At 65.7% G+C, this 21,166-nt stretch carries 19 protein-coding genes; 10 read left to right on the forward strand and 9 right to left on the reverse strand.

The genetic code is table 11. The features are described 5' to 3' along the window. The first annotated feature begins 31 nt into the window (after positions 1–31). From HCU64_RS24505 to HCU64_RS24535, 7 genes are all read left to right on the forward strand, one after another. Positions 32–2,980 (forward strand): xanthine dehydrogenase family protein molybdopterin-binding subunit, encoded by a 2,949-nt coding sequence (locus tag HCU64_RS24505; RefSeq protein ID WP_233387083.1) that lies wholly within the window; start codon positions 32–34, stop codon positions 2,978–2,980. Further along, on the forward strand, positions 2,977–3,819 hold the full coding sequence (locus HCU64_RS24510) for an FAD binding domain-containing protein (protein ID WP_233387048.1): 843 nt from the start codon (positions 2,977–2,979) through the stop codon (positions 3,817–3,819). The genes HCU64_RS24505 and HCU64_RS24510 overlap by 4 nt, the downstream gene beginning before the upstream one ends. Then, the gene (locus HCU64_RS24515) at positions 3,816–4,361 is read left to right on the forward strand and encodes a (2Fe-2S)-binding protein (protein WP_233387049.1); all 546 of its coding nucleotides are present in this window, start codon (positions 3,816–3,818) and stop codon (positions 4,359–4,361) included. The genes HCU64_RS24510 and HCU64_RS24515 overlap by 4 nt, the downstream gene beginning before the upstream one ends. Beyond that, positions 4,354–5,901: an AMP-binding protein gene (locus tag HCU64_RS24520; protein WP_233387050.1), complete on the forward strand. Its 1,548-nt coding sequence runs from the start codon at positions 4,354–4,356 to the stop codon at positions 5,899–5,901. The genes HCU64_RS24515 and HCU64_RS24520 overlap by 8 nt, the downstream gene beginning before the upstream one ends. Before the next feature lie 36 nt (positions 5,902–5,937). Continuing rightward, positions 5,938–6,729: an enoyl-CoA hydratase/isomerase family protein gene (locus tag HCU64_RS24525; protein ID WP_233387051.1), complete on the forward strand. Its 792-nt coding sequence runs from the start codon at positions 5,938–5,940 to the stop codon at positions 6,727–6,729. 94 nt (positions 6,730–6,823) lie between these two features. Continuing rightward, positions 6,824–8,116 (forward strand): MFS transporter, encoded by a 1,293-nt coding sequence (locus HCU64_RS24530; protein WP_233387052.1) that lies wholly within the window; start codon positions 6,824–6,826, stop codon positions 8,114–8,116. Beyond that, positions 8,116–8,601, forward strand: coding sequence for a TIGR02444 family protein (locus tag HCU64_RS24535; protein ID WP_233387054.1), 486 nt, complete (start codon positions 8,116–8,118; stop codon positions 8,599–8,601). The genes HCU64_RS24530 and HCU64_RS24535 overlap by 1 nt, the downstream gene beginning before the upstream one ends. Here the strand turns inward: HCU64_RS24535 and HCU64_RS24540 are convergent. Further along, positions 8,526–9,179: a UbiX family flavin prenyltransferase gene (locus HCU64_RS24540; protein ID WP_233387055.1), complete on the reverse strand. Its 654-nt coding sequence runs from the start codon at positions 9,177–9,179 to the stop codon at positions 8,526–8,528. The two genes, HCU64_RS24535 and HCU64_RS24540, sit on opposite strands and share 76 nt — an antisense overlap. A gap of 59 nt (positions 9,180–9,238) precedes the next feature. Then, entirely contained in the window at positions 9,239–10,165 is a 927-nt protein-coding gene (locus HCU64_RS24545) for a LysR family transcriptional regulator (RefSeq protein ID WP_233387056.1), read from the reverse strand. Positions 10,166–10,347: 182 nt separating this feature from the next. Here HCU64_RS24545 and HCU64_RS24550 point away from each other — a divergent pair, with 182 nt between their 5' ends. Further along, positions 10,348–11,736, forward strand: coding sequence for a UbiD family decarboxylase (locus HCU64_RS24550; RefSeq protein ID WP_233387057.1), 1,389 nt, complete (start codon positions 10,348–10,350; stop codon positions 11,734–11,736). Between the two features lie 31 nt (positions 11,737–11,767). Next, the gene (locus tag HCU64_RS24555) at positions 11,768–12,541 is read left to right on the forward strand and encodes an alpha/beta fold hydrolase (RefSeq protein ID WP_233387058.1); all 774 of its coding nucleotides are present in this window, start codon (positions 11,768–11,770) and stop codon (positions 12,539–12,541) included. 326 nt (positions 12,542–12,867) lie between these two features. Here the strand turns inward: HCU64_RS24555 and HCU64_RS24560 are convergent, their stop codons facing one another. The 4 genes from HCU64_RS24560 to HCU64_RS24575 form a co-directional block, all read right to left on the reverse strand. Next, entirely contained in the window at positions 12,868–13,917 is a 1,050-nt protein-coding gene (locus HCU64_RS24560; RefSeq protein WP_233387059.1) for an ABC transporter substrate-binding protein, read from the reverse strand. 143 nt (positions 13,918–14,060) lie between these two features. After that, the gene (locus HCU64_RS24565; protein WP_233387060.1) at positions 14,061–15,002 is read right to left on the reverse strand and encodes a 3-hydroxyacyl-CoA dehydrogenase NAD-binding domain-containing protein; all 942 of its coding nucleotides are present in this window, start codon (positions 15,000–15,002) and stop codon (positions 14,061–14,063) included. Positions 15,003–15,037: 35 nt separating this feature from the next. Next, positions 15,038–16,045: an ABC transporter substrate-binding protein gene (locus HCU64_RS24570; RefSeq protein ID WP_233387061.1), complete on the reverse strand. Its 1,008-nt coding sequence runs from the start codon at positions 16,043–16,045 to the stop codon at positions 15,038–15,040. 19 nt (positions 16,046–16,064) lie between these two features. Further along, positions 16,065–16,835: an SDR family NAD(P)-dependent oxidoreductase gene (locus tag HCU64_RS24575; protein ID WP_233387063.1), complete on the reverse strand. Its 771-nt coding sequence runs from the start codon at positions 16,833–16,835 to the stop codon at positions 16,065–16,067. Between the two features lie 321 nt (positions 16,836–17,156). Between HCU64_RS24575 and HCU64_RS24580 the strand changes: the two genes are divergently transcribed. Next, entirely contained in the window at positions 17,157–17,987 is an 831-nt protein-coding gene (locus HCU64_RS24580) for a 3-keto-5-aminohexanoate cleavage protein (RefSeq protein WP_233387064.1), read from the forward strand. A gap of 38 nt (positions 17,988–18,025) precedes the next feature. Here the strand turns inward: HCU64_RS24580 and HCU64_RS24585 are convergent, their stop codons facing one another. Genes HCU64_RS24585 through HCU64_RS24595 form a run of 3 tightly spaced genes read right to left on the reverse strand, consistent with a single transcriptional unit; the run spans position 18,026 to position 20,770 of the window. After that, a complete protein-coding gene (locus HCU64_RS24585; RefSeq protein WP_325170024.1) occupies positions 18,026–19,120 on the reverse strand; it encodes an ABC transporter substrate-binding protein in 1,095 nt (364 codons plus the stop codon). After that, positions 19,102–20,013, reverse strand: coding sequence for an ABC transporter permease (locus HCU64_RS24590; RefSeq protein ID WP_233387065.1), 912 nt, complete (start codon positions 20,011–20,013; stop codon positions 19,102–19,104). The genes HCU64_RS24585 and HCU64_RS24590 overlap by 19 nt, the downstream gene beginning before the upstream one ends. Beyond that, a complete protein-coding gene (locus HCU64_RS24595; RefSeq protein ID WP_233387087.1) occupies positions 20,006–20,770 on the reverse strand; it encodes an ABC transporter ATP-binding protein in 765 nt (254 codons plus the stop codon). Before HCU64_RS24595 ends, HCU64_RS24590 begins: the two co-directional genes overlap by 8 nt. Positions 20,771–21,166: the final 396 nt, after the last annotated feature.

Genomic DNA, 21,166 nt, shown 5'->3' on the forward strand with positions numbered 1-21,166 from the left:
CGGGAGGAGACGGTTGCTCAGCATCGAGCCCATGGGTCACGTCGGACTATCGATCGAGCGCGTGGAAGACGCCGCGCTGCTGACCGGCCGCGGCCGCTACGTCGACGATCTCGGCACGCCGCCCGGCACGCTGCACGCCGCGATCCTGCGATCGCCGCACGCCCATGCCGACATCGTCGCGATCGACAAGAGCGCGGCCCTGGCGCTGCCGGGCGTGATCGCGGTCGTCACCGGCGCGGACATCCAGGACATCACCACCGGCCTCGTTCCCGCGGTGCGGGCCAAGGTCGATGCGCGGGTCATCGGCACCGACCGCGTGCGCTATGTCGGCGAGCCCGTCGCCGTGGTGATCGCCCGCGACCGCTACCTCGCCGAGGACGGCGCCGAGCTCGTCGAGGTCGAGTACAGGCTGCGGCCGGCCGTGGTCGATCCCGAGGCCTCACTCGCCGCCGATGCGCACGTGCTGCACGAGGGCGTCGGCGCCAATCTCGTGAGCGAGCGGAGTTTTCGCTACGGCGACCCCGAAACGGCTTTCCAACAAGCGCCGCACCAGCTCTCGGTGACGGTCCACTACCCACGCAACACCGGCTCGCCGATCGAGACCTACGGGCTCGTCGCCACCTACGAGCCGACGGACGGTAGCTACGACGTCCTCGCCAATTTCCAGGGCCCGTTCAGCATCCACACGGTGATGGCGCGGGCGCTCAAGGTGCCCGGCAATCGCTTGCGGATCAGGACGCCGCCGGATTCCGGCGGCAGCTTCGGCGTGAAGCAGGGCGTCGCGCCCTATGCGGTGCTGATCGCGGCCGCGTCCCGGCTGGTCGGGCGCCCGGTGAAATGGGTCGAGGACCGGCTGGAGCATCTCGCCGCCTCGGTTTCGGCGACGAACCGCGTGACGACCCTCAAGGCCGCCTTCGACGACGAGGGCGTCGTCACCGCCCTCGACTGGGACCAGCTCGAGGATTGCGGCGCCTACCTGCGCGCGCCGGAGCCCGCCACGCTCTACCGGATGCACGGCAACCTCACCGGCGCCTACGCGATCCGCAACGTCGCGATCCGCAACCGCGTGGTGCTCACCAACAAGACGCCGACCGGGCTGGTGCGCGGCTTCGGCGGACCGCAGGTCTATTTCCCGCTCGAACGCCTGATGCACCGCATCGCCGTGATGCTGAAGCGCGATCCGTTCGAGGTGATCCGCAAGAACCTGATCCCGGCCGATGCCTTCCCCTACCGGACTGCGACGGGCGCCCTATACGACAGTGGCAACTATCAGGAAGCCCTCGCCGTGGCCGCCCGCGACGGTGGCCTCGACGAACTCAAGCGCCGCCGAGACGCGGCCCGTGCCGAGGGCCGGCTCTACGGCATCGGCTACACCGCAGCGGTCGAGCCCAGTGTCTCGAATATGGGCTACATCACCACGGTCCTGACGCCCGAGGAGCGGGCCAAGGCCGGCCCGAAGAACGGCGCGCAGGCCACCGCCTCGATCACCATCGATCCGGTCGGCAGTGTCACCGTGCAGGTCGCCTCGACCCCGCAGGGCCAGGGTCACCGCACCGTGCTCGCGCAGGTCGTGGCCGACGCGCTCGGTCTTGAGATGAGCCTGGTCCGCGTCGTGACCGAGCTCGACACGGCCAAGGATGCCTGGTCGATCGCCTCCGGCAATTATTCGAGCCGGTTCGCTGCCGCCGTAGCCGGTGCCGCGCAACTCGCCGCCGTCAAGCTGCGGGGCCGGCTGGCGCGGATCGCGGCGGCCCAGCTCAACGTCGTGGCCGACGATCTCGTCTTCGCCGAGGGGCGCGTGACGTCGCGGCACAATCCGGACGTCTCGCTGCCCTTCGCCCGCGTCGCCGCGACGAGCCACTGGTCGCCGGGCCTCGTGCCGGAGGATGTCGAGGGCGGCATCCGCGAGACCGTGTTCTGGACGCCTCCGGAGCTGACCGCGCCCGACGAGGCGGACGGTATCAACTCCTCGCTCTGCCACGGCTTCATCTTCGATTTCTGTGGCGTCGAGATCGATCCGGTCACCGGCAAGCTCGGCATCGACCGCTACGTCACGATGCACGATTGCGGGCGCATCCTTCACCCAGGCATGGTCGAGGGGCAGGTGCGCGGCGGCTTCGCCCAGGCGCTCGGCGCGGCCGTCTACGAGGAGCTGTCCTACGGGCAGGACGGCGCCTTCCTCTCCGGTACGCTGGCCGACTACCTGCTGCCGACGGCGACCGAGGTGCCGGAGCTGACGGTGCTCCATGTCGAGAGCCCCTCCCCCTTCACGCCGCTCGGCGCCAAGGGCGTCGGCGAAGGCAACTGCATGTCGACGCCGGTCTGCCTCGCCAACGCGGTGGCGGATGCCCTCGGGATCGAGGCGATCGACCTGCCTCTGACGCCCGCCAAGATCGCGGCCCTCGCCGCCGCCGGCGACGAGCCGGCCCCTCCCCCGGGCCACGACAAACCGAAGGCGTCGACCAAGCCGGGCGACCGCACCATGCGCGGCGAAGGCAAAGCCGAGGTCGCCGCCCCGCCGGAAAAGGTCTGGGCGATGCTGCTCGATCCGGACGTGCTCGCCTCCGTCATCCCCGGCGCGCATGGTGTGAAGAAGCTCTCGGACACGCATTTCAAGGCCGATGTGACGCTGGGCGTGGGGCCGGTGAAGGGCCGCTACAAGGCCGATGTCGAACTGACCGACCTCGATGCGCCGCGGGCCGCGACCCTGTCGGGCACGGTGACGGGCGGCCTCGGCAATGGCGGCGGCAACGGCCGCATCACCCTGGAGCCCATCGAGGGGGGCGGCACGCGGATCGGCTACACCTACGAAGCCCATGTCGGCGGCAAGGCCGCCGCGGTGGGCGGGCGCCTGCTCGACGGCGCCTCGCGCGTCATCATCGGCGGCTTCTTCTCGGCGCTTGCCCGCAAGGCCGGCGGGGGCCGGGGCGGGCCGGGCTTCCTGAAACGAATCTTCGCGATGCTGGGGATCGGCCGATGAAGCCCGCTCCCTTCGACTACATCCGCGCCGAGAGCCTCGACGAGGCCCTGGCCGCCTTGAAGCAGTACGGCTCCGACGCGCGGATCATGGCTGGCGGCCAGTCGCTGCTGCCGATGCTGAACATGCGCCTCGCCAAGCCCGCGGTGGTGGTCGACGTGATGCGGATCGCCGCACTCGCGAGCCCTGCAGTCGAGAAAGGCAGCCTCGTTGCCCCCGCCGGGATGCGGCAGGCGGCGATGCTGGCGCGTCCCGGCCTCGCCGCCGAGGTTCCGCTGCTCTCGCTGGCGCTGCCCTGGGTCGGCCACGTCCAGACGCGGGCCCGCGGCACGCTCTGCGGCTCGGTCGCCCATGCCGATCCGAGCGCCGAGATCCCGCTCTGCCTCGTCGCGCTGAAAGGGTCGGTCCGGCTGCGCTCGGCCAAGCGCAAGCGCAGCGTAGCGGCGGAGGACTTCTTCGTCGGCATGATGCTGACCGACAAGGCCGACGACGAGATGATCGAGGCCATCGCCTTCCCGACCATCAGGCCCGGCACCGGCTACGCCTTCGCCGAGGTCGGTCGCCGCCACGGCGACTTCGCCATCGCCGCCTGCGCGGCGGTCGTCGAACAGGGCCGGATGCGGCTCGCCGTCGGCGGCGTCGGCGACCGGCCGCTCGCGCGCGATCTCGGCGCGCTCGACGGCTCCGCCCTCGACGACGCGCTCAACGCCTTCGCCTGGGAGCTCGGCGCGGGCGACGACGTCCACGCGACCGCGCGCTTCCGGCGCGACCTCGTGCGCAAGCTCGGCCGGCAGGTCCTGGAACAGGCCGCCGAGCGCGCCAATCGGAGGGACGCCGCATGAGCCGGCTCGACGCCAAGCGGCGCCACATCGTCTCCTTCACGCTGAACGGAGCCCCGGCCGAGGTCGAGGTCGAGCCGCGCATGCTGCTCACCGACGCCCTGCGCTACGGCCTCGGTTTCACCGGCACCCATGTCGGCTGCGAGCACGGCGTCTGCGGCGCCTGCACCATTTCCATCGACGGCGCGCCCGCCCGTGCCTGCCTGACCTTGGCCGTGGCCATCGAGGGCGCCGAGATCCGGACCGTCGAGGGTCTCGGGCCGGCGCCGGGCCGGCTCGGCGTGCTGCAGGCGGCGTTCCGGCGGCATCACGCCCTGCAATGCGGCTTCTGCACCGCCGGCATCCTGATGTCGCTGGACGCCCATCTCTTCCGTCATCCCGACCCGTCCCGCGAAGAGATCACCGAGGTGATCGGCGGTCACCTGTGCCGATGTACGGGCTATGCCCCGATCATCGCGGCCGCGCTGGAGGCGGCCGCGGAGATGCGAGGCGACACGCGAGGCACCGGCGAGGCAAAGACATCGAGGACCGACGGCCATGCTTGATCTCGGAGCCAGCTTCCTGGCGAGCGTGTCGCGGGACCCGAAGGCCATCGCCATCGTCGATGGCGAGCGGCGGCTGACCTATGCCGAATGGTTCGAGACCATTTCGGCTGCCGTTGCCGGCCTGGAGCAACTCGGGCTGAAATCCGGCGACCATTTGGTCACCGTGCTTCAAAACCGCTTCGAGGCGGCGACACTGCACTGGGCCTGCCAGTTCGTCGGGATCGTCATCACGCCGATCAACTGGCGGGCGAAGGCCGACGAGGTCGACTTCGCGGTCGAGAACTCGGAGGCCAGGGCGATCGTGTTCGAGCCCGTCTCCGCCGAGCACGCACGTGCCGCGACCTCCACGGCAGCCCTGCCGCGTGTCGCCGTCGGGATCGAACCGATGAGCGGCGAGACTGCCTTCGCCGACATCTTGGTGACGAATGCCACCCCGGCCAAGCCGCGCGCCAAAATCTCCGACACCTCGGTGATGCTCTACACCTCGGGCACGACGGCGAAGCCGAAGGGCGTGCCGCGCTCGCATCAGGCGGAGCGGGCGGCCGCGCTGGCCCACGTGGCGCAGAACCTCTACGCGCATCGCGAGCGTACGCTCGGCGTCATGCCACTCTATCACACGATGGGGGTGCGCTCGCTGCTCGCCATGTCGCTGATCGGAGGCACCTTCGTGTGCCTGCCGCGCTTCGATGTGGCCGGGGCGCTGAAGCTGATCGAGGCGGAGAAGGTCACCAACCTCTACCTCGTGCCGACGCTCTACCATGACGTCGTGCACCACCCAGATTTCGCGGAGACCGACGTCTCGTCGGTGCGCAAGCTCGGCTTTGCCGGTGCTCCGATGACGGACGGCCTGCTCAAGCGGCTCACCGAGGCTTTCCGGCCGGATCTCTTCGTCAATCACTACGGCTCGTCGGAGGTCTACACCTTCACGATCAACCAGGATGCCGCGACAAAGCCGGGCTCGGCCGGCCGGGCCGGTCTCAACACGATGGTGCGTGTCGCGCCGATCGGAAACGATACACCCGATGCGATGGCAAAGCCACGCGAAGAGGGCGAGATCGCCGTCATCGCCTCGGGCGACGAGGCCTTCTCCGGCTACTGGCGCCGTCCCGAATCCGACGCCAAGGCCTTCCGCAACGGCTGGTACTTCTCTGGCGATACCGGCTTCGTCGACGAGGATGGCGACCTCTTCGTCACCGGCCGCATCGACGACATGATCATCACCGGCGGCGAGAACGTCTCCCCGGTCGAGATCGAGAGCTGTTTGTCGCTTCATCCGGCCGTGTCCGAAGTCGCCATCGTCGGGCTGCCCGACGAGCGCTGGGGCCGCATCGTCGCGGCCTTCGTGAAGCGCGCGTCGTCCGTCGACGGGACGACTCTGGACGCCCATTGCCGCCAGTCCGGACTTCCCAGCCACAAGCTGCCGCGCCGCTACGTCTTCGTGTCCGAGCTGCCGAAATCGCCGGTCGGCAAGCTGCTGCGCCGACACCTCGTGGCGGGCGAGTTCGCCGCCGAGGGCGACGACGCGAAACCCGCCGCCTGACCCTTTCCGCCAAAGACCAAACCCAGCGAGTGCCCGATGACGACAGATCCCCGCCTCAGCAACCTCGACGGCTTTCGCGTCGAGATCGACCCGGCCCGTGAACGCGCCGACGTGATCCTCGCCCGGCCGCCGATGAACGTAATCGCGATGCCCCAGCGCGACGAGATCCGCCGCGTCTTCGAGGCGCTCGACGAGGACGACCGCGTGCGCGTGATCGTGCTGCGCGCCGAGGGCGAACACTTCTCCTCCGGCGGCTACATCAAGGGCTTCCTGGAGGCGTCGCCCGAGCACGTCTCGAAGCTCGCCTGGAATATCGCCGCGCCCGCACGCTGTTCGAAGCCGGTGATCGCGGCCAACCGCGGCTACACCTTCGGCGTCGGCTTCGAGATCTCGCTGGCCTGCGACTTCCGCATCGTGTCGGAGACCTGCCGCTACGCGCTGCCCGAGCAGAAGCTCGGCCAGATCCCCGGCTCCGGCGGCTCCGCCCGCCTGCAGAAGATCGTCGGCATCACGCGCACCAAGGACATCGTGATGCGCTCGAAGCGCATCCCCGGCCGCCAGGCCCTCGACTGGGGCATCGCCACGGAATGCGTGCCCGATGCCGATCTCGAGAAGACCGTGGACGCGCTCGTCGACGAGCTGCGCGCCTTCTCGCCGATCGCCCAGCGGACCGCAAAGAAGCTCCTCAACGACACCGAGGATTCGACGCTGGCCATCGCCATCGAGCTCGAAGGCCACTGCTACAGCCGCCTGCGCCAGTCGGACGATTTCCGCGAGGGCGTCGAGGCTTTCCACGAGAAGCGCGCGCCGAAGTTCAAGGGCTCTTGAGTATCACCGGATCAGGGAGGGTCGAGCACTGAAGATCGCAGCCGAACCATCGCCGGGAGGCGCCACGTCATCGGCCCCGACCGATCGTCAGCGCATGACGGCGGCGCTCGCCTCCCTGTTCGGCTGGGGGCTCGACCTCTTCGATCTCTTCATCCTGCTCTACGTCGCGCCTGTCGTCGGCGCGCTGTTCTTCCCCGGCGACAAGCCGATGCTGTCGCTGGCTGGCGCCTATGCCTCCTTCGCGGTCACGCTGCTGGTACGGCCGCTCGGCTCGGCCCTGTTCGGCTCCTATGCCGACCGCTTCGGCCGCAAGCGGGCGCTGACCATCGCGGTGGTCGGCGTCGGCGTCTCGACGGCGATCTTCGGCATCCTGCCGACGGTCGCGCAGATCGGGACGGCGGCGACCGTCGTGTTCCTGCTGTTTCGCGTAGTGCAGGGCATCTTCGTCGGCGGCGTGGTGGCGGCCTCGCACACCATCGGCACCGAATCCGTGCCCGAGCGCTGGCGCGGGCTGATCTCGGGCATGGTGGGCGGCGGTGGTTCGGCGATCGGCGGCCTGCTGGCCTCGCTCGTGTTCCTGGTCGTCTCGACGATCGCACCCGGTGAGGCCTTCGCCCAATGGGGCTGGCGGTTGATGTTCTTCTCGGGTCTGCTGACCTCGGTGGTCGGCCTCGTGATCTTCCGCAACCTCGAAGAATCGCCGATCTTCAAGAAGCTGCAGGCCGAGAAGGCGAACCAGAAGGCCGGAACTCCCGCGCAGGCCTCGCCGATCCGGACGTTGTTCTCGGCGGAGCGCCTGCCGACCTTCCTGCTGACGGTGCTGGTCTCCTTCGGCGGCGGCGCGGCCTACTACCTGACCTCGGGCTATCTGCCGACTTTCCTCAAGCTCGTGAACAACGTGCCGAACGCGACCGCCTCGATGATCCTGGTCGGAGCCAATATCGCGGCGGCTCTCGGAGCCTGCTCGGTGGGCGAACTCAGCCAGCGTATCGGGCGTCGCGCGAGCTTGCTGCTGATGGGTGCGGTTCGCCTCCTCGCCTTTCCCGCGCTCTACCTGATCATGGCTGGAACCGAGAACGTTTTGCTGATCGGCGCTTGCGCCTGCCTCCTCTCCTTCGTCGCCAATGCGAGCTACGCGCCCCTCCTGATCTTCCTCAACGAGACGTTCCCGACCGCACTCCGGGCGACCGGAACCGGGCTTTCGTGGAACATCGGTTTCGCCTTGGGTGGCATCCTGCCGGCCCTGGTCTCGCTCACCGCCGCCGGGCCGGCAGAGATCCCGATGACGCTTGCGATCTTTCTCACGGGGGTGACGCTCGCATTTCTGCTTGGTGCCTTCCTCAGCGCTGAGACGCGCGGCAACCTCGAACGCGCCGGGACCGGCTGATGGACATGCCCGACGACCCGCTCTGGCTGTTCTCCCTCGACCTCTACGGCCGACCGGGCGTCGCCGAAGCCTGCCTAACGCTGCAGGACGAGTCGGGCGTCGACGTAAACGTCGTGCTCTACCTGCTGTGGTGTGCGGCGACGAAGCGGCCTCTCGATGCCGGTGCGATCGCCGAGGCCGACCGGCGGGTCTCGTCTTGGCGGAGGGCCGTGGTCGAGCCGCTGCGCGCCGTGCGCCGCGCGATGAAGGGCCCGCTTCTTCCAGACTTCGAGACCGAAAGCCTGCGCAAAGACGTCAAGGCCGCCGAACTTAGGGCCGAACGGTTCGTCCAAGCCGCTCTGTTCGCCGACGCGCCTCCGGTGGGCGCTACGATCGACAGGGAGACCACCGCGCGCTGGGCGCTCGCGACCTACGGCGCGGCGCGCGAACGTCCATTGGCGGATGAGCCGGTCGCGCGCTTGCTCGAAGCCTTTCGCGGGCTTTGACCATCGGCCTCGTCGAACCGCCAGCGCCGCACGCGTCCGCTCTCGATCCCGAACAGGTCGAGCGTACGGCCGAGCGTGTGATCAATCATCTCATCGAGATCCTTCGGCCGCGCGTAGAAGGCGGGAACCGGCGGCGCGATGATCGCCCCGATCTCCGAGAGCGCGGTCATGGTCCGTAGATGGCCCGTATGCAGGGGCGTTTCCCGCACGAGCAGCACCAGCCGCCGGCGTTCCTTCAGCGTGACGTCGGCAGCCCGGGTAAGCAGGCCCGTCGTCGCCCCGCTCGCGATCTCGGCCATGCTACGCATCGAGCAGGGGGCGACGATCATGCCCTGGGTGCGGAACGAACCGGAGGAGATCGCCGCTGCGATGTCCGATTGCGCGTAGGTCCTCTGCGCAAGCGCGTGCACGTCGGCGACCTTGAGGTCGGTTTCGTGGGCGAGCGTGATCTCCGCCGAGCGCGACATCACGAGATAGGCCGGCACGCCGAGTTCGCGAAGGATCTCGAGCAGACGCACCCCGAAGACGACGCCGGAAGCGCCAGATATGCCGACGACGAGGGGAAGCGGGGCACTCATCGAGGCAGCTTATCCGACCCCCGTCGCCGTGGTCGAATAAGGCTGATTGATCGCCGGCATCAGGTGTCGCCCACGACGACGTCTCGCAACGCGGTTGCCGCGACGTCGATTTCTTCCTTCAGGATCTCCACCAGCTTGAGGGCGGCCGCCGACATCGGTCGTTGTGGGTGATGGACAACCACCAAGTGCCGGATGATCCGCGGCTTCACGATCCGGTAGGCCTTCAGAATGCCTGCCGCTAGGTGCTGTCGCACAGCAAGGCTCGGCAGGACCGTGAAGGCGTTCGACTGGGCGATGTAGTCGGCGATGGCCGGTGGGAGATCATGCTCGATGCGCGGAGCGAGTGCGATATCCTCTGCCGCAAGCCGGCGATCGATCTCCACGCGAAGGCCGTGCCTCTTGGAAGGCAATACCAAGTCGAGCTGCGGCAAGTCGCGGGTCTGCACCGGAATCTCGATGGGCAGCACGGTGTCGCGGCCGCCGACCACCACCATCTCCTCTTCGAGGAGAGGCTCCATGACGAGACTGATCTTCTTCGGTGGACGGTTGATGACCGCGAGGTCCAGCGCGCCCGAGCTCACGCCCTCGATGAAGATGCTGGAATACCCGTCGGCCAGCGAGAGTTCCACGTCGGGATAGGCCGAGGTGAACCGGGACAGGACGTTTGGCACCACACTCATCGAAAGGGACGAGAGGATGCCGACGGTGACTCGGCCCGAGACGGTCTTCGAGAGCCGGGCCATCGTCGTGCGGGCATCGGCGACGTCGCGCAGGATCGGCTGAACGAGGCGATAGAGTGTACCGCCCTCGGCCGTGGGTGCCATTTCCTTTGGTAGGCGATCAAACAGGCGTAACCCGAGCTCCTGTTCGAGCTTGGCGATCTGCATGCTGAGCGCCGGCTGGACCACGTGCATGCGCTTGGCCGCACGGGTCACACTGCGCTCTTCGAATAGCGCCACGAAATACGAGATCTGGCGAAGATCCATTCGCTGAGGCCTCCCTTCCCTATCTACAGCCGGAAAGGGCCGGACCGGCACCCACGACGACCTTCAGCTAGGCTGATTGTCCACATCACCATTCATGACTTCTGCGACTACGGCCAGAGGCCTACCAAAGGGACGCGGCAAGGCGTCCAACCAGGGGCGCCAGCGAGGTGAGGATGATCCCCATGGGCGACGTTCGGCCGGTTCGATCCCTTCGGGAATGGCTCGATCGTCTCGCCAGCGATGGGCGGCTCGGTATCGCACGGCCGGGCATCGGGTTGAGGCACGAGGCGGCCGCGATCGCGAACCGCATGGATGGCCGCAGGGCCACCCTTTTCCCGCAGCCGGGTGGCCACCCGGGCGTGGTCGTGTCGGGCCTCGTCTCCAGCCGCTCGTGGATGGCCGAAGCCTTCGGTGTCACCGAGGACCGGCTGATCGCGCATTACCAGAGATCCGCCGCCGAGCCTCTGCCTTGGCGCGAGCGCGAGACGGGGCCGGCCCAGGAGGTCGTGCACTGCGAGGGGATCGACGTGCTCGAACTGTTCCCCGTGCCGACGATGAACGAGCACGATAGCGGCCCTTACATCTCCGCTGGCCTGATGATCTCGCGTGATCCGGAGAGCGGCGTGCAGAACGTCGCAATCCTCCGCTGCCAGGTGAGCGGCCCGGATCGCATCGGCGTTCTGGTCCTGCCGCGTCATACTGACAACTTCTTCCGAAAGGCGGAGGCTTCCGGGACAGGGCTTGAGGTCGCGCTCGTTATCGGCGTGGATCCTGCCTGCCTGCTGGCGAGCCAGGCGATCGTGCCGCTCGGCCGGGACGAGCTCGAGATCGCAGGCGCGCTCAGCGGGGCGCCACTCGACGTCCTCAAGTGCGTTTCGAACGACGTGCGAGTGCCGGCTGAAGCCGAGATCGTCATCGAAGGCCGGCTGCTGCCGACGGTGCGCGAACCGGAAGGACCGTTCGGGGAGTTCCCGCAGTACTACGGCGAGCGGGCAGATCGGCACGTGATGCAGGTCGACGCCGTCACGCACCGGACGAACCCGATCTTCCACATGATCGTCGGTGGCGGCCTGGAGCATCTCCTGCTCGGCGCGATCCCGCGTGAGGCGACGATCCTGGCGACGTTGCAGCGCAGCTTTCCGGGCGTCGAGGACGTGCATCTCTCGCTCGGCGGCGTCGGGCGTTACCACCTCTACGTCAAGCTGCGGAAGACGCAGGACGGCGAGGGTAAGAACGTGCTGCTCGGTGCCTTCGCGGCGCATTACGACATCAAGCACGCGGTCGTTGTGGATACCGATGTCGACATCCATGACCCGCAGGAGGTCGAGTGGGCCGTGGCAACGCGCTTCCAGGCCGACCGCGACCTCGTCATCATCCACAATGCGCAAAGCTCGAAGCTCGATCCCTCGACGGATAAGGGCGTAGGCGCGAAGATGGGGCTCGATGCCACCATTCCGCTGGCAGCGCCCGAAATGAAATTCAAGCGCATTCGCGTGCCCGGGGAGGCCGAGGTCGACCTCAATGCCGTCATCTCGAGCGGTGTGGCTTGGCGCGAGGTTCACGGCGCTTGACGGGGTACGTGGCGCGCGCACGGATCGCGATATGCCGGAAGTATCGGCCGCCTTTCTGGAACTCGGCACAGTCAGACTTGAGCTGCTACGTGCCGGTCCCGGTCCGCAGGCCGGTCCGACGCTAATCTACCTCCACGAGGGCCTCGGCTCGGCCCAAGACTGGACCGGGCTGATGCTGCGGCTCGTGACAGAGACGGGTCTAGGTGCCGTTGCCTATACGAGGCAGGGCTACGGTGCATCGAGCCCAGTGGAGCGGCCAAGACCGCTCGACTATCTCGAGCGCGAGGCACGTGACGTCCTTCCGGCGATCCTGGACGCTCTCAGCATCCATCGCTGTGTTCTCATCGGCCATTCGGACGGTGCAACGATCGCCACGCTCGCCGCAGCAACCGGCGATCCACGGATTCATGGTGCTGTGCTGATCGCCCCGCATGTCTTTGCCGAAGACGTCACCCTGGCGGGAATCGAGCAAGCGAAGGCAGCATTCGAAAGGGGTGGGCTTCGTCGAGCCCTCGCTCGGCGTCACGACGATGTCGAAGGAGCGTTTTACGGCTGGTGCGATGCGTGGCTAGCGCCGTTACGCCGAGACTGGAGCATCGTGCCGGCGCTGTGCGGTGTGACGGTGCCCATCGCAATTATCCAAGGCGACAAGGACCCCTACGGATCATCGCGGCAAGCAGAGCTGATTGCTCAATACAGTCATGGTCCGGTAGGTATCACAAATATTTCCGATGTCGGCCATTTTCCCCATCGGGATAAGCCAGAAATTATCGAGCAAGAAATTATGAATCTGATTCGGATTTAAGAGGCATCTCTAAAGATTTCTATTTCACCAGCATGTCGAGGCCTGAGGCGCGTTGGCGGCGGAGCGCGAGCATTGCGCAACCGACTTCAGAGATTGCGTGCCACGGTCGAATGTGAGCTCCCGAAAATTCATGAAAGCTGGTCGAACGCCCGCAACGCGCGCGAAGCGGCCATACCGCAAGGGAAGCGAACTTTGGAGCCGCAACGGCTTTCGACCCGCTTCCGCCGCCGAGTGGTCCTCGAAAGCGGTCTCCTTTTTTCTTGCTAGTCTGGCTGATCGGCGTCTGTCTCGTTCAATCAGGCGCGTCCGCGACCGCCCTCCCTTTGTCAGCTGCCGCGTAGGTCGTGAACCTCAGGGAAGAAGAATTCGCGCCAGTCCGTCGGCTTCTGCTTGATGTAGCCGGCTCGCGAGAAGAATTGTGCGGCAGGCAATAGGTTCGCGGGGGCCGCCGAGAACACCATCTCGGGTCGTCCGATGAGATCTGCCAACTCGTCGACCGAGATCTTTTCCTTGTTGACCGCGAGATAGCTTTCGGCGGCCCGGTGCTTGTCCTGCCCGACCAGCGCGATCGCCTCGTGGATCGCGGCGACGAAGGCGGCAGTCAGCTTCGGGTTGGCGTCGTGGAAGGTCGTGGTGCTGTACACGCAACCATTCGTGATCGGGCCGCCCATGACGTCCACCGAGTCGAGCACCGTGTGCACGCCCGGCATCGCGAGTTCCTGCTCCTGGAACGGCGGCAGCGAGAAATGCGCCGTGACGCTGCCCTTGTTCTGCAGGGCGATCATTGCGTCGGGATGGCCCATCGCAACCGTCATCGCATTGAAACGCTCGAGGGCGCCCAGGCCGAAGGCCTTCTCCACCGCGATGCCGAGAACAGTGGGCTGAGTTCCGACCCGGATCGTCGGCGTGGCGATCCGGTCCGTATCCGTGAAGTCCGTCAGCGAGTGAACCTTCGGATTGTTGCTCATGAGCTTCATCGGCAAGGCGCCGGTGCAGACGACACCCTTCACCCGCCCGGATGTCTTGCCCCAGAGGATCAGCATGTTCGGGCCGCCGCTGATCACCATGTCGACGCCGCCCGAGAGCAGCGCATCGTTGCTTGCGCCGCCGCTCGTCAGCCGTGTCCAGCTGACCTTGACGTCGGGAAGCCCTGCAGCTTTGGCCTGCTTTTCGACGAGGCCAAGATGCTCGGCAACCGTGGCCGGCAGGTAGGACAGCCCCGGCTGCTTGGCGATCCGCAGCTCAGATGCCTCCGCGCGGGCCGGACTCGCTCCAAGAAGTCCGGACCCGATAGCCGCTACCGATGCCCCCGTTCGTAGAAGCCTGCGACGGGTCCAGCTCGGGTCGGCGTCGATACGGGTCTGGATCCTGTCCATGATGCGCCGGTACTCCTAGGCGGGATCAACCCCTCGGGGCGATCCGCGGATAAGCTAATGCAGGGACGATCATTCGACTACGCACAATACTGCTAGCGGAAGCAGTCCGGCGAACGAAACCCAGGGCTCGCAATCTCAGCAATCTATGAGTCTCCACGAGCGTCGCCTCGCCGTTCGTCCGTCGTAGCGCCGAGCGAGGCGAGAGCCACGAGCATCGCATCGCGCTCGCGCGTGCAATCCGCGATCGAGCGTTCGCCGAGAGCGTCGAGCACTCCTTGCACGATCCTCGCCTTGAGATCCGTGTCGAGGACCGGCGTCCCGAGGTCGGCCCAGCGCTTCACATGGCCCGGCAACAGATGGTCGAGGAAGTGGCCGATGCCGTCCGGACCTCCAGCGAGATGGTAGGTCAGGTACGGGCCCATGATGGCCCAGCGCAGACCGGGACCGTAGCGTACCGCGTCGTCGATATCGGCGACGCTCGCGCCGCCTTCTTGCAAGATGAACAACGCCTCGCGCCAAAGGGCGGAGGTCAGCCGGTTGGCGATGTGACCTCGCATCTCGCGGCGCATGACGATCGGGTGCCGCCCGAGGCGCCGGTACAGGGTGGTCGCACGCTCGACGGCCCAATCGGCACCGCCCAGGATCTCCACGAGAGGGACGAGGTGCGGTGGGTTGAAGGGATGGGCGACGATGTGCCGGTCCGGATGCTCGCATTCTGCCGTGATTGCGCTTCGCAGTTGCGAGGACGTGCTCGTCGCGATGATACCGTCGGCGGGAGTCAGCCGGTCGATTGCGGCGAGCAGGGTCCGCTTCGCATCCTCGGCATCGGGCCCGTTCTCCTGGACGAACTGTGCCGTGCCGACAGCATCCCCGAGTTCGGAGCACCACCGCAACGCGGCCGTGTCGGCAGGCACAGGACGGCCGATGGACGTGGTCGCGGCGGCGATGAAGTTACGCAGGGACGCTTCCCGCCCCGGCACCGGATCATAAGCCTGGACATCCAACCCGTGCGCGAGAAACAGGCTTGCCCAACTCATCCCGATGGTGCCGCAGCCGACGACGGCAACTCGATTGATGTCCGACATTCCCGCTGCCCCCTCCCCGTGAAATTCCTTTGAATTCATTTGGCCGACCGGTCGGCTACATCGGGGCGCGGGAAGAACAGATCATCCGGGCCGGAGGGACGAGCCTTCAACTGCCCCGTGCGGTGGAGAAAGTCGGAATAGCGGTCGATATGCTTTGGGGTGGTCGTGTACTCGACCTGGGGATCCTTCAAGATCCGGACGATCTGCTCGACCGTCAGCTTCTCCTTGGAATCGCGAAGATAGATTTCGGCGGCCCGGTGGGGATCGCGATTGATGAGATCGACGGCGCGCTGGAAGGCCGTGACGAAGACCGTGTACAGGCGCGGGTTGCCCTCGACGAATTTCCGCGTTGCCCAAAGTACCTCGAAGGTCGCGTTCCCCAAGAGGTCGTGCGAGTTCAGGATCGAGTGGATCCGGGAATCTTCGAGTTCCTGGTAGTTGTAGGGCGGAGAGGCGAAGTGGAGATCGATCTCGCCCTGGCCCGAGAGCAGCATCGACATCGCCAGCGGGTGAGAAAGACTGACGCCGAGGTTGTCGAGACGGCCGAATTCCTTTGGGCCGAATGCTTTCTCGGCCGCCATCTGAAGCATGATTGCTTGGATCGAAACCCGTGCTGCGGGCATCGCGATCTTGTTGCGGTCCGTGAGGTCCGCGATGCTTTTCAGGTTCGGATCACGCGTATTGAGGTTGATCGGCATCGCACACATCGCGGCGACGCCTCTAACGTCGGCGTTGCCGCGGGTGCGCGACCACATGATCAGGAACGGTGGGACACCTCCGGAACCGATGTCGATCGCCCCGGACAGTAGCGCGCCGTTCATGTCGCTACCGCCGGCCATCTGGATGTAACTGGTTTTCAGGTCACCGAGCCCAGCCTCGCGCGCAGCGACGTCGACAAGCTTCTCCTTGTCCATGATCACGAGGGGCAGAAAGAGCAGGCCGAACTGGTAGGCGATCCGCAACTCGCCTTGTTCGGCGCGCGCGCGAGGCGCTGGCCCGCAGATCAGGAGCAGGGCTGCAAGACCGATTGCTAACCGTCGCACGATAGACCTCCGCGGCACGTCACATCATGGTCCGCCCGCCATTCACGTCGATCGTCGCGCCTGTGACGTAGGCTGCATCCGGCGAGGCGAGGAAGAGGATGGCGCCGGCGATGTCGCGCGCACCTCCAAAGCGGCGCAGGGGAATCGCCTCAGCGAGGGCTTCGCGATCCGCCCGTCGCGCGAGCTTGTCAGCGACGCGTCCAGTCAGGGTCACGCCGGGGGCGACGGCATTGACGCTGATCCCGAACGGCCCGACCTCATGGGCGAGGTTGCGCGTGAAGCCGAGTACGGCAGACTTGGCGCTGGCATAGGGCAGGTTTGAGACCTCGCTCTTGCTGCGGCCGGCCTGCGACGAGAGGTTGATGATCCGGCCCGACCCGCGCCGCTTCATGTGTGGGATCACCGCTCGCGTGCAGAGGAAGGCACTCGTGAGGTTGAGCCGCAGCGTAGCGTCCCAGTCGGCGAGAGACAGGTCCTCGATCGGAGTGGGGTCGGGCCCTTTGCCCGCGTTGTTCACGAGGATGTCGATCCCGCCCAGGGAATCGATCGCCTCCTCGACCCCGCGCGCCACATCCGCCTCGGACGTGACGTCGACGCGCGAATAGACGAACCGGTCACCCGAGGCCGCGACGGCGGCGCGCATTTCGGCAACGCTGACCGAGCCCGGCGCCTCGATATCGAAGGCACAAACCCGGGCTCCCTCTGCAAGGAACATCTCAACGGTCGTACGCCCGATACCCTTGGCGCCGCCCGTCACGATCGCCGTCGACCCGTTCAAGCGTCCCGTCATCGTCAGATCCAATCCGCTTGACGGCACATGCGCCACCTCGACGTCCCGGACGAAGGGATAGGGTCGGTGACCGGCAAGGCGAGTTGGTCCGCGCCGTCCGTTGTGGCTCTCGCCGACCGAGTGACAACGCTTCGAGAAGCGCCGGCAATATGGTTCCTCTTCATCGCAAAAATATCAAATACCGAAATGAATCATCTTGCAATCCGAAATCTGACAAGGCCATGATCGGCGCAATCGGCCGCAACGCGCCACAGCTTCGGGCGTCGGTCAGGTGGTCTGCATCGGCCCGGCCGATGCTGTGAGCCATTCGAGGAACAGCCCGTGACCGATCCCGTCATCATCACCGTGGCGATCACGGGTGCGATCCCGAGGAAGGCGGACTCGCCCGCGGTGCCGGTGCGCCCGTCGGAGCAGATCGAGGCGATCCACGAGGCCTACGAGGCAGGCGCCGCGGTCGCGCACATCCATGTCCGCAACCCCGACGAGAGCCCTAGCTCCGATCCTGAGCTCTTCCGGGAAGTCCAGGAAGGAGTGCGCCGGCACTGCCCCGACATGATCGTCCAGCACTCCACGGGCGGACGGGGGCGCAGCCAGGCGGAGCGTGGGCGCTGCATCGCGTTGAGGCCGGACATGGCCTCGCTCTCGACAGGCTCGGTCAACTTTCCCAACCAGATCTACGAGAATCCGCCGCAACTCGTTGAGGATCTCGCCCGCTCCATGCTGGAGCACGACGTCAAGCCGGAGATTGAGGTCTTCGATGCGGCGATGCTCTACAGCGCAAAGGCGTTGCTCGATCGCGGCCTGCTCAGGGCGCCCGTGCATGTCCAGTTCGTGATGGGCGTGCCGAACGCCCTGCCCCCGCGGCGGCGCCTGCTCGAGTTCCTGGTCTCGGAACTGCGCGAGATCATGCCGGATGCGACTTGGGCCGGCGCCGGTATCGGCCGCGCGCAGCTCGACATGAACGAATGGTGCCTGGATCTCGGCGGCCACTGCAGGACCGGACTTGAAGACAACCTGCGCTTCGACCGCACCCGGCTCGCTCGCAGCAATGCGGAGCTCGTGTCCCGTGTGGCGGACATGGCGGAAAGTCGCGGACGGCCCGTGGCGAGGGCGGCGGAGGCACGGCGGCTCTTGTCGCTCCACGCGAACTGACATCCGCGGCGATCGTCGGCGCCGGGCGGCGCTGCCGGTCAGCGGGCGTCTGCCCCCTCCCCCGGACCCGTCACAGATCCACTCGGGAAGAAGAGTTCCGCCTCGCTGGAAGCCTTCGCTGAAACGAGCCCTGCCCGGTTCATGTATTCCAGATACGACAGCATCCGTTTTGGACGAGTGGTCCACTCGTTCTGGGGCGACTTGAGGATCTCTGCCGCCTCTGCAGGACTCAGCTTCACGTTCTCAGCCTTTATCCAGATCGCCACAGCCTTAGCCGGATCGTCACGGATCAGCTTCAGGCTGTCTCCCAAAGCGGCAACGAACGCTGCCGTCACCTTTGGATTGGCTGATACGAACTTGCTCGAGGCCCAGACGAGATTGAAGGTGTGCGGGCCGCCCAGAACGTCGAAGCTATCGACGATTTTGTGCGCTCGCGGATCCTTCATCTCCTCCTCCTGAAACGGGGGAGAGCCGAAGTGGGCCGTAATCTCTGATTTCCCGCCGAGCATGGCGATCTGGGCATCGGGATGGCCCATCGAAACGGTCAGCGAATCGAACTTGCTCGCTTCCTTTTCCCCGAACATCTTCGCCGCCGCCATCTGCAGCGTGATGGCCTGAATCGAGGTCTTCGCGGTCGGCAGCGCGATCTTGTCGCCGGGGCCGAGATCCTTGAGCGACTTCACGTTCGGATTTACGGAAACGAGCCAGAGCGGCATCGCATTCAAGGCGGCGACGCCCTTGACCTTCAGGTTGGTGGTCGTTCGCCCCCAGATCGTCAGAAACGGCCCGACGCCGCCCGAAGCGAAGTCCAGATTCCCCGCGAGCAATGCCTCGTTCATGCCCGAACCGCCGGTAAAGCGCAGCCATTCGGTCTTCACGTCGAGGCCCTGCTCCTTGGCGCGCGTCTCCAGCAGATTCAGCTCCTGCATCAGGGTCAAAGGCAGATACGAGATGCCGAATTGCCGGGCGAGCCGCACGGTCGCGACCTCGGCCGATGCCGCCGTGACGCTCGCCAAGAGAACCACAATCGCGCCGATCGATCCGATCAGGTGTCTCGGTTTCATTCGCATCCACCCCAAGGCGATCTTCAGTTCTGGTTTTCGTGGGGAGACCGTCAGGTCAGCATGCCCCATTCGCCGATGGTCTTGCGTTCGATGGTCTGAAAGATGAGGTTCTCGACGACGAGGCCGATGAGGATGACGGTCAGGAGGCCGGCGAACACGTTCGGAATGTCGAGCATGTTCTTGTTTTCGTAGATGAACCATCCCAGTCCCCCTGACCCCGAGCTGACGCCGAAGACGAGCTCGGCGGCGATCAGGGTTCGCCATGCGAACGCCCAGCCGACCTTGAGACCGGTCAGAATGCTCGGAAAGGCTGCCGGGATCAGAATTTTCCGGATCAGACTCGCACCCGTGAGGCCGTAGTTCCGGCCAACCATCTTCAGGGTTCGGCTGACGGACAGAAATCCCGAATGGGTGTTGAGAGCGATGGCCCAGGTGACGGAGTGGACCAGGACGAAGACGAGGCTGCCATTTCCGAGTCCGAACCAGATCAGAGCAAGCGGCAGAAGCGCGATCGCCGGGAGCGGGTTGAACATCGAGGTCAGGGTCTCGAGGAGATCCGTTCCGATGCGCGACGCTATGGCGATGCCCGTAAGAATCGTCGCCAGAACGACGCCGACCGCGTAGCCCATGAGCAGGACCTTGAGCGATCCCCAGATCCGTGCCGGCAGGGTGCCGTCGGCCATCCCCTTCAGGAAGGCCGAAACGGTGGCCGAGAAGGTCGGAAACAGCAGGTCGTTGTCGAGGTAGCGGCCGTAGATCTCCCAGGCCACCGCCAGAACCGCGAGAATTGCGAGTTTCCGAAGCCAGGCTTGATTGTATAGGCGCTCGGCGAATGAGAGCGGCTTCTCGACGACGGTCGTGGGCTGGCCGACTGGATCTTGCCGTATGAACTCGGGCCTGGCGGGATTCTGTCTCGTCGTGTCGAGAGGCGCGGAATGGAGACGGTGCACGACGCTAGACATTCTCGCCCTCCTCGATCTGCTCAGCGAAGAGCATGTGTTGAATACGGCCTTCCAACTCCATCGCTTCGCTCGGCGACGTTGCGGTGTTGAGCTCCGCCTTCACTTCTCCGGGATGGGGAGAGAGCAGAAGAATGCGCGAGCCGATCTTGATGGCCTCGGGAATCGAGTGGGTGACGAAGAGGACCGTGAAGCGCGTACCCTCCCAAAGGCTCAGCAACTCGTCCTGCATTCGGCGCCGGGTCAGGGCATCGAGGGCCGCAAACGGCTCGTCCATCAACAGGATGTCCGGTTCCATCGCCATGCCCCTGGCTATGGCGACGCGCTGCTTCATTCCGCCCGACAGCATGTGGGGATAGCTGTCGGCGAACTTCGTGAGATTGACCTTGTCGATGTAGTGGCGTGCGCGCTCCTCGGCCTCGCGGCCCGTGAGGCGTCCGGAGGCTTCGAGGGCGAAGACGACGTTCTGCCTCACCGTCTTCCAGGGCAGGAGTTGGTCGAACTCTTGGAACACCATCATGCGGTCGGGACCTGGATCGGTTACCAGACGCCCACGCAATCGGATCTGACCTTCGGTCGGGGCCATGTAGCCGCCGACCGCCTTGAGGAGGGTCGATTTTCCACAGCCCGATGGACCCAGAAGAACGAAGCGGTCGCTCGGCCAGACCTTGAAATCGACCCGATAGGTCGCGGTGACCAGGTGCTGTGGCGTCTTATACTGGAGCGTCACGCCGTCGACCTCCAGCAATGGTGTGTCCAGGCCCACGTTTCCCTCCGTGCGATAATTTTTTTATTCGCGCTTTTGTGTTGTTTTTTATTTTGATTTTATGATTGTCTGTCGCTCATATTTCTGTTTGGCGTTGGCTTTGTTGTAAGGTCTATTTTCATCGCGCGCGGCAATGCTGGATTTTTTCGCGATGTTCTTTTGCTACCCGAGGTCGTGATGCTTTGCCTCGATACCTCCAATCGCTTCGCTTCTATTTGAGCATACTCATAGCTGCAGGATAACACTCATTTGTATCTTGAAATAATTCAACTAAAATATCCAGAGATTGAAAATTTCTCAAGTTGGCGTTCAAGGCCTTTCAAGCTGATCCGAGCCGTCTCGAGCCTGGAGACTCCTACTCTCGCTCGTCAAAGTGATCGTCTTCGAGCT

Origin of the sequence: Methylobacterium sp. C25, assembly GCF_021352225.1 — a bacterium.
GTDB lineage: Bacteria > Pseudomonadota > Alphaproteobacteria > Rhizobiales > Beijerinckiaceae > Methylobacterium.